The sequence below is a fragment of the Nonomuraea sp. NPDC005983 genome (assembly GCF_040614375.1).
Lineage (GTDB): Bacteria > Actinomycetota > Actinomycetes > Streptosporangiales > Streptosporangiaceae > Nonomuraea.
Map to the genome: position 1 here is coordinate 1 of NZ_JBEXUP010000241.1, position 8,137 is coordinate 8,137.

At 74.4% G+C, this 8,137-nt stretch carries 8 protein-coding genes; 2 read left to right on the plus strand and 6 right to left on the minus strand.

Features of this window, described 5'->3' with window-relative positions; genetic code table 11:
- From ABZ297_RS45575 to ABZ297_RS45595, 5 genes are all read right to left on the minus strand, one after another.
- On the minus strand, positions 1-1,625 hold a 1,625-nt coding region (locus tag ABZ297_RS45575), incomplete at its 3' end, for an acetate--CoA ligase family protein (RefSeq protein ID WP_355360447.1).
- The gene (locus ABZ297_RS45580; protein WP_355360450.1) at positions 1,622-3,184 is read right to left on the minus strand and encodes a class I adenylate-forming enzyme family protein; all 1,563 of its coding nucleotides are present in this window, start codon (positions 3,182-3,184) and stop codon (positions 1,622-1,624) included. The genes ABZ297_RS45575 and ABZ297_RS45580, both read right to left, overlap by 4 nt.
- A 15-nt stretch (positions 3,185-3,199) precedes the next feature.
- Positions 3,200-3,523: a VOC family protein gene (locus tag ABZ297_RS45585; RefSeq protein WP_350805267.1), complete on the minus strand. Its 324-nt coding sequence runs from the start codon at positions 3,521-3,523 to the stop codon at positions 3,200-3,202.
- The gene (locus ABZ297_RS45590; protein WP_355360454.1) at positions 3,520-3,879 is read right to left on the minus strand and encodes a Zn-ribbon domain-containing OB-fold protein; all 360 of its coding nucleotides are present in this window, start codon (positions 3,877-3,879) and stop codon (positions 3,520-3,522) included. The genes ABZ297_RS45585 and ABZ297_RS45590 overlap by 4 nt, the downstream gene beginning before the upstream one ends.
- A 42-nt stretch (positions 3,880-3,921) precedes the next feature.
- Positions 3,922-5,670 carry a protein kinase gene (locus tag ABZ297_RS45595; protein WP_355360457.1) on the minus strand — a complete coding sequence of 583 codons (1,749 nt, stop codon included), beginning with the start codon at positions 5,668-5,670 and terminating at the stop codon, positions 3,922-3,924.
- A gap of 275 nt (positions 5,671-5,945) precedes the next feature.
- On the opposite strand from ABZ297_RS45595, the gene ABZ297_RS45600 reads away from it, so the two are divergent.
- The gene (locus tag ABZ297_RS45600; protein WP_355360460.1) at positions 5,946-6,545 is read left to right on the plus strand and encodes an isochorismatase family protein; all 600 of its coding nucleotides are present in this window, start codon (positions 5,946-5,948) and stop codon (positions 6,543-6,545) included.
- A 201-nt stretch (positions 6,546-6,746) separates the two neighbouring features.
- Positions 6,747-7,526 (plus strand): SDR family NAD(P)-dependent oxidoreductase, encoded by a 780-nt coding sequence (locus ABZ297_RS45605; RefSeq protein WP_355360466.1) that lies wholly within the window; start codon positions 6,747-6,749, stop codon positions 7,524-7,526.
- Positions 7,527-7,606: 80 nt separating this feature from the next.
- Here the strand turns inward: ABZ297_RS45605 and ABZ297_RS45610 are convergent.
- Positions 7,607-8,137 (minus strand): serine hydrolase domain-containing protein (locus ABZ297_RS45610; RefSeq protein ID WP_355360463.1); only part of this gene is annotated, 531 nt, incomplete at its 5' end.

Consider the following 8,137-nt stretch of genomic DNA (forward strand, 5'->3'; position numbering starts at 1 on the left):
AGGTGCAGCCCGGCGCGGTCGAACGCGTCGGCGGCCAGCACGCTCGCGCCGCCGCTCGGCCCGATCACCAGCACGCCCGTCCCGGCGCCCCCCAGCCGCCGCCCGTGGGCCTGGAAGAAGCCGAGCACGCCGATCAGGTCGTCCTGGCCGGCCACCAGGGTCGCGCCGGTCTGGTCGGCCAGCGCCTGCCAGACCCGCGCGTCGCTCACCATCCCGCCGGTGTGGGAGGCGGCCGCCCGCCTGCCCTGCCCGCTGCGCCCGCCGACCAGCAGCACCACGGGCAGGGACGTGGCCGACAGCGCCTCGAACAGCGCCCGCCCGTCGCGCGGGTCCTCCAGGTACAGCCCGACGACCCGGGTCTCGGCGTCCTCCGACAGCCAGCCGAGCAGCTCGGCGGGCGTGACGTCGGCCGCGTTCCCCACGGTCGCGACCCGGCTGAACGCCAGCCCGCGCCGCTCGCCGACCTTGATGACCTCTCCGGCCAGCCCGCCGCTCTGGGAGATCAGCGCCACGGTGCCCGCCGCGCCCACGCCGCCGCCGACGAACGTCTGCCGCCCTCGGGGGCAGTACACGCCCATGCAGTTGGGGCCGAGCAGCCGGGTTCCCGCCTCGCGGGCCGCCGCGAGGAGCCGCCGTTCCAGCTCGGGACGTCCTGACTCGCCGAATCCGCCGCTCATCACCTGCGTGAACGGCACCCCGGCGGCCTGCCGTACGACCTCGACGCACCGCTCCGCGGGCACCGCGACGAGCGCGTAGTCGACGTCGGCCGCGGCCAGGGTCGGCACCGCGGGCACGCCGCCGACCTCGTCCGCCTCGGGATGCACCGCCACGACCGGCATGCCCGCGGCCCGGTAGAACTCCAGGAACATGTTCCCGAAGTTCGGCCTGCTCGTGGACGCCCCGACGACGGCCACGGCCTTCGGCTCGAACAGCGCCCCGAAGTCCGTCCGGCGGGCGGGGGCGGTTCCGGGCGTGTCGCCGGGGACGTAGCGGGCGTCCACCGCGATGACCCCCGAACCGGTGGCGATGACCGGGTTCAACTCGAACTCGCCCAGGTCCAGCCGCTCCCAGAGCCCGCCGGGGCCGCCGACCGTCATGAGCAGCTTGACGAGCGCGTCCACGTCCACGGCGGGGCCGCCCCGGTGGCCGTGCAGGAGAGGAGCCCCGCGCAGCGACGCCAGCATCCGGCGCGCGCCCGTCTCCGAGATCGGGCACAGGCGCAGCGCCGTGTCACGCAGCGCCTCCGTCCACACCCCGCCGAGCCCGGCGAGCAGCACCGGCCCGAACCCGGGGTCACGCACCAGGCCGACGATCAGCTCCACGCCGGGCGCCGCCTGCTCCTCCACCAGGAACCCGTCGGCCGCGACGCCGCGGGCCTCCAGCGCGGCGCGCATCTCGGCGATCGCCGCGGGGACGTCCGCCCGGGTCAGGCCGAGCCGCACCGCCCCGGCGTCGGACTTGTGCACCAGACCCGGCCCGAACGCCTTGAGCACCAGGGGCTCCGCCAGCTCCGCCAGCTCGGTGAGCGGGGCGACGTCCGGGACGCGCAGCACGACCCCGCGCGGCACCGGCACCCCCGCCTCCCGCAGGAGCGCCTTCGCCTCGTGCTCGGTTACGGCCTTCACGGCGCCAGCAGGTGGCCGTGCAGCTCGCGGATCTCGCGTCTCAGCAGCTTGCCCGGCCCGCCGGAGGCGTCGGCGGAGTGGGGGAGCGCGTCGGTCACCACGATGCGGTCGGGCCGCCGGTGCGGCGGCAGCCTGTCGGCCAGGGCCAGCGCCAGCTTGGACGGGTCGAGCGTGTGCCCGGAACGCGCCACCACCGCCAGCAGGACGCGCTGCTCGGCCGCCTCCTGACCCTCCTCGTGCGCCGGGACGCCGACCGCCCCCGCCTCCGCCACGCCGTCCAGCGCCAGGGCCGCCTCCTCGATCGCCACCGGCTGCGTCCAGACGCCCGACCTGAGGATCGCGTCCTCCCGGCGGCCCAGCACCCGCAGGACGCCGTCGGGGGAGAGCGTCCCCAGGTCGCCGCCCACGTACCAGTCGCCGCGCAGCACCTCGGCCGTCTTGTCGGGCAGGCCGTCGTAGCCGGTCATGCGGTGCGGGCCCGCCAGGTTGATCTCGCCGACCTCGTCGACGACCCGGCGTCCCGACGGGTCCGTGACGCGGACCGCGTTGCCCGTGCGGGCCCTGCCGGACGAGCCGAGCGGGGTGGAGCCGTCGTCCACCCGGCCCATGCAGGTGTAGGGGGCCTCGGTCTGGCCGTAGTAGGAGTACACACCCGCTTCCGGCAGGCGGGCCTTGATCCGGTCGAGCATGGCGGACGTCAGCGGCTCGCCGCCGAGCATGATGACCCGGATCGACGACAGGTCCACCCCCTCATGCTCGGACGAGCCCAGCAGCGCCGCGTAGAACGACGGGATCTGCGACACGTGCGTGACCCGCTCCCTGGGCACCACCCGCAGGAAGTTGGCCGGGCCCCAGTCCTGCTCCAGCACCAGCCGCATACCCCCGTACAGGGCCGGGCCGACGATCGCCGGGAAGCCGATGCCCCAGATGATCGCGCCGGTGCCGAACACCGGGTCGGGGCCGCGCGGCACGTCCAGCCAGATGCGGGCGGTCGCCAGCGACGAGGCGTGCGTGTGCATGACCGCCTTGGGCAGCCCGGTCGTCCCGGACGTGTAGTAGAGGGCCAGTGGATCGTCGTGGGAGCCCCGCAGCGGCGGCTCCTCCTCGGACGCCTCCGAGGCCAGCGCGTCGAGATCGACGGAGTCCGCGCCGGGGCCGCCGACCTTGATCCAGGTGGTGACGCCCGGCAGCGACGGCCTGATCGAGGCCACCACCTGCTCCACCGTCGAGTCGTAGACGAACGCCGCGCAGCCCGACTGCTCGACGACGCCGCGCAGGGTCTCGACCGGCCAGTACGGGTTCAGCGCCGCGGTGACCGCGCCCACCTTCGCCTGCGCCAGGTACACCTCCGCCACGTGCAGCGTCTCGTTGAGCAGCGCCGCCACCCGCAGGCCCGGCGTGACGCCCGCCGCGAGCAGCGCGTGCGCGCGGCGGTTGACGGCCCTGTTCAGCTCGTCGTAGGTGAAGCTCCGCTCGCCGCAGTACGTCAGCGCCACCCGGTCGGGGCTGCGCATCGCGCCGGCGGTCAGGATCGCGTGGCCGTAGTTGCCGTAAGGCATCGGGGCGCCTCCGAATCAGCGAGGTGAGTAGAGCACGAAGACGTTTCCTGACGGGTCGCGCAGCACGGCGCGCGTTTCGTGCGGCCCGTCCTCGGGCGCGCGCACCACCTCGGCTCCGCGCGCCGACAGCTCGCCCACGGCGCGCGCCACGTCCTCCACCTTGTACGAGACCGCGACGGCGGCGGTGACGTGCTCGGCGGGGCCGGCCAGCGCCACCGTGACGCCGCCGCCGTCGAGGGCGGCGAACCTGTCGCCGTCGCGGAACTTCACCGGCAGGCCGTAGAACGCGATCGCCTGGTCCAGATCGGCGACCGGGATCAGCACGTTGCCGAGTCTCATGCGGGCCTCCAGTGCGGTAGGTCGTCCACGAACGTCACCCGCACCGGCAGGCCGATGCGTACCTCTTCCGGCGGGCACCCCACGACGTGCCCGAACGCCCGCGCCCCCTCCGGCAGGTCCACCCAGGCCGCCACATACGGCTCGCGCCCCCGGTACTCGGGGACGAACGAGCGGTGCACCACGGTGAACGTGTGCACCACCCCCTCGCCGGACACAGGCTCGAAGACCGGCTCGCCGCCGCACCACGGGCACTCGGCCGCAGGCAGGTGGACCCGCCGGTCGCAGGACGCGCAGCGCTGGATGACCAGCTCGCCGCGCCTGCAGGCGGCCCAGTAGGCAGAGGTGTCACCGCTCATCGCTAGCCAAGCTAGCGCACGCTTGGTTGGCCGACAAGGCCGCTACTCGACGGCCGTCGCGGCGGTCGGCGAGCCGACCATCGCCGGCGTCCCGGCCTCCTCCGGTTCCTCGTACGTCGGGGCCGCCGCGTGGGTCTCCGACAGGGTCGTCGACGGGTGTTTCGCAGGGGTGGGGGCGGACGTGCTCGCGGTGGGGAGATCGGTGGGCGACGGGGAGGGCGGCGGCGTCGGGCAGGCGGGGCCCGCGACCTCGACCTCGCTCACCTGGGGGCCGTTGGCCGCCGCCGGCTCCGTCAGGACGACGATGCCGAAGTGGGCGCGCCTGCCGCACGGGACGGCGCCGAGGTCGCGCAGGACGGTGTCGGTGTAGGCGGTGTTCCCGGCCAGCGTGCGGGTCTCGCGGGCGAGCGTCCTGGCGGGTCCGTCGTCGTCGCGGCGGGTGAAGGAGACCTGCAGCCGCACCGGGCCGGGGCCGTCGGCGGCGACCCGCACCGCACCCGCCGAGCCGCTCCACTGCACGATACTCGCCGACTGGACCGCCGGGCTGGAGGCCGCCGGGCTGGAGACCGCCGGGCTGGAGACCGCCGGGCTGGACGGCGCGCGGGCGCTCAGCGGACCGGTGGGCAGCGGCGCGGACGTCCTCGGCACGGGCGGCGTCGTGGGATCGGCTCTCGTGGGGCCGGTCGGGCGCGCGCTCGTGCGCGGGCTCGTGGGGGTGCGGGTTGTGGTGTCCGCCGAGGTGGGGGCCGGCTCGGCGGTCTCGGGGGGCGGCATCAGGACGGTGCCGGGGCCGGGCGGCAGGCGTCCGCCGGACGCGAGTAGGGCGATCATGACGGTCGCCACGGTCGCGCCCGCGATCCACAGATGCGGCGGCAGCCTCGGCACCCTGACCCGGTCGCGCGTCCTGGCGGGGGCGTCGGCCGTGGCGTCCGGCTTGGCCAGCGGGAAGCGCAGGGCGAGCAGCGTCGCCAGCTCTCCCAGGTGGCGGCGTCCGCGCTGCTCCCAGTCGGGGCCGTACCCCGCGACCGCGTCCTCCTCCAGCTCGGCCGCGAACTGCCTGGCCGAGGCGTACCTGGCCGCCGGGTCCTTGGCCAGCCCGCGCTTGAGCAGGTCGCGCAGCGGATCGGGGACGACCTCCAGCGGCACCGGCTCCATCAGGTGCTGGTCGCGCAGGGCCAGGGCGCCGTCCGCGCGGTACGGAGGCCGTCCCTTGACGGCCTCGAACAGCACGCAGGCCGCCGCGTACAGGTCGGCGGGCGGGCCGGACGCCCGGTGCGTCCATAGTTCTGGGGACATGTATGCCGGGCTTCCGGCGGGCACTCCCGGCGCCTCCGCGTGCACCACCACGCCGAAGTCGGCCAGCTTGCTCGCTCCGTCGGCCTGCACCAGGACGTTCTCCGGCTTGACGTCGCGGTGCGGCACCCCCTTGTCGTGGGCGGCGGCCAGGGCGAGCAGCGTGGCCTTCAGCACGGTCAGCGCCGCTTCGGGGCTGATCCTGCCGTGCTCGGCGAGCAGGGTGCGCAGCGACACGCCGTCGACCAGCTCCGCGACCACGGCGGCCCTGGTGGGAGTCTCGACGTACTCGTAGAGCTTGACCACATGGGGGTCGTCGAGCTCGACGAGGGCGTGGGTGTCGGCCCGGAAGCGGTCCATGAACTCGGCGTCCCTGCGGAGGGTGGCGTTCAGGTACTTGATCGCCACGTAGGCGCCGGTGGTCTCGTAGGTGGCGAGGAAGACGCGGCCGGTGTGGCCGGCGCCGAGCTGGCGTACTTCGCGGTAACCAGGGACCAAGTCCAACCCCCATCGCGCGGCCGTCTTCCGTTCGACGGTCTCACCCGGGGTTCCGGTTGTCACTAGTCCCGAAATTTCCCCATCACGTAACTGGCCGCATCGCCGGGCAGCGGCGGTTCGCGGGGCGGCCACGGTGATTGCGGCGGTGGCGGCTTGGCGGGGGGTCGCCGTGATCGTGGCGGTGGCGGGTGGCTGGGCGCCCGTCGTGATCGCGGCGGTTCGGGGTGATACGCTCGCGATGACCAAGCAAGCGCTCGGCTAAATGGAGGTGTCCGGTGGGGCGTGCGGCCGTGCTGGTCATGGAGATGCAGCGGGGCGTGATCGGCGACGTCACGAACTTTCCCGACCTGGTGGACGCCTGCGCCCGGCACGACGTGGTGCCCCACATCGCCGCGCTCCTCCAGGCGGCCCGTGCGGCGGGCCTCCCGGTGATCCACTGCACCGCCGCCTTCCGCGCGGACCGCGCAGGCTCGTACACCGACAACTGCCCGTTCATCACCGCCCTGCTGAGGGACCCCGCGCACATGCTGGAAGGCACGCCCGCCGTCGACGTCCTGCCCGAGCTCTGGGACGGCTCCGACCTGGAGAGCAGACGCCACCACGGCTTCTCCCCCTTCACCGGCACCTCGCTCGACACCACCCTGCGCTCGCTCGGCGTCTCCACGGTGGTGGCGGTCGGGGTGTCGCTCAACCTCGGCATCCCCGGGCTCGCCCTGGAGGCGGTCAACCTGGGCTACCGGGTCACGGTGGTGACGGACGCGGTCGCGGGCATCCCGGAGGAGTACGCGCAGGCGGTGCTGAAACACACCCTCAGCCTGCTGTCCACCCGCACCACCACCGCGCAACTGATCGAGGAGTGGAAGGCGGGCCACTGACGGGAAGGCGGCGGGCTGCCCCGTCGCGCGCCGAGAAGGGGACAGGTGCTGGGCGGAAGGGCGCTGATGGAGCGGTGCTGCTGGAGCAGGGCCGGTGGCGCTGCCTTGGCGCGGTGCTGACGAAACGCGCGGAGGAGAGGTGCTGATGGCAGGGCTCATCGCAGGGTTCGTGGCGCGGTCGGTGTGGGGGGCTGGGCGTTGATGGAGGGGATGCGGCTCGACGGGCGGGTGGCCGTGGTGACCGGGGCAGCGGGCGCGATCGGCGCCGCCATCGCCACGGACCTCGTCGCACTCGGCGCCAGGGTGATCATCGCCGACGTGGACCTGGCAGGCGCCGAGAAGACAGCCGCCGCCCTGGCCGGGACTGGTCCCGCCGGTGCTGCTCCGGCCGGTGAGGTGGGCGTGGCGGTCGCGATGCGGGTGGATCTGGCGTCGCCGGGCTCGATAGCGCAGTTCTGCGCGGCGATCGGACGGGCCGACATCTGCGTGCACAACGCGGGGGTCTCCGTCGTCGAGCCGTTCGTCGACAGCGATCCGGCGAGCTGGGACCTCATGTGGCAGGTCAACCTGCGGGGGCCGATGCTGATGACCAAGCTGCTCCTGCCCGGCATGCTGGAGCGGCGCTGGGGGCGGCTGGTGTTCATCTCGTCCGACGGAGCACGGGCCGGGTCGGGCGGGGAGGGCGCGTACGCCGCCACCAAGGCGGGGCTGTTCGGGCTGGCCAAGACGCTGGCCCGCGAGGCGGCCAGGGGGAACGTCACCGCGAACGTGGTCTGCCCGGGGCCCACCGACACGCCGATGCTGCGCCGCGTCTCCGCGGACGAACCCGGGCTGGTGGAGAAGATCGTCCGGGGCGTCCCGCTGCGCCGCCTTGGGACGCCCGCCGACGTGGCGGGCCTGGTCGCCTACCTCTGTACGGACCGCGCCGCCTACCTCACCGGCCAGACCCTGTCGGTGAGCGGCGGCGTGACGATGCACTGAACGCCATGCCGAACACCGCCGCCCCACAGGACGCCGCTCCGCCGGCCGCCGCGAGTGACGTACCGGATGGTGGGCGGAGGTCAGAGGGACTGGTAGACGGCCTCCGTCAGGTGGAAGGCGCGCATGCTGCCGGACGCCGCGCCGGCCATCCTGTTCATCACGTACGCGATGGCCAGGCCGCGTTCGGTGTCGCCGAGGCCGAGGAAGCCGCCCATGCCGGTGTGGCCGAACGCGCTGTCGGAGGGCACCAGGAACGTCATCGAGGGCCGCATGTACCCGAGGCCGAACGAGCTGTCGACGTACAGCACCCGGTCCGGCCCGCTGACCCGGGTGCGGACGGCGTCGCGGAGCGTCTCCGGACGCAGGATGTCCCCGGCGATCAGCGACCGGTAGAAGCCCGCCAGCCCGCGCGCGGTTGCCACGACGCCCGCCGCGGGCCAGCCCGCCCGCAGGATGGCGGGGTGGTTCGCGCCGCCCTTGAACAGCTGCATGCTCGGGTTGCCGAGCGCGCGGTTCATCAGGCTGCCGGGGTCGAGCGCGGCCCGCGCCATCTGCGCGATCGGATCGGCCCCGCCGTCCCGCTCGGCGCTCGCCGCGCCGTTCGGAGCGCT

Excerpts from the sequence above, each read along its gene's own strand:
- ABZ297_RS45580 (WP_355360450.1), bottom strand. The coding sequence starts at position 3,184 with ATGCCTTACGGCAACTACGGCCACGCGATCCTGACCGCCGGCGCGATG.
- ABZ297_RS45605 (WP_355360466.1), top strand. The coding sequence starts at position 6,747 with ATGGAGGGGATGCGGCTCGACGGGCGGGTGGCCGTGGTGACCGGGGCA.
- ABZ297_RS45590 (WP_355360454.1), bottom strand. The coding sequence starts at position 3,879 with ATGAGCGGTGACACCTCTGCCTACTGGGCCGCCTGCAGGCGCGGCGAG.
- ABZ297_RS45585 (WP_350805267.1), bottom strand. The coding sequence starts at position 3,523 with ATGAGACTCGGCAACGTGCTGATCCCGGTCGCCGATCTGGACCAGGCG.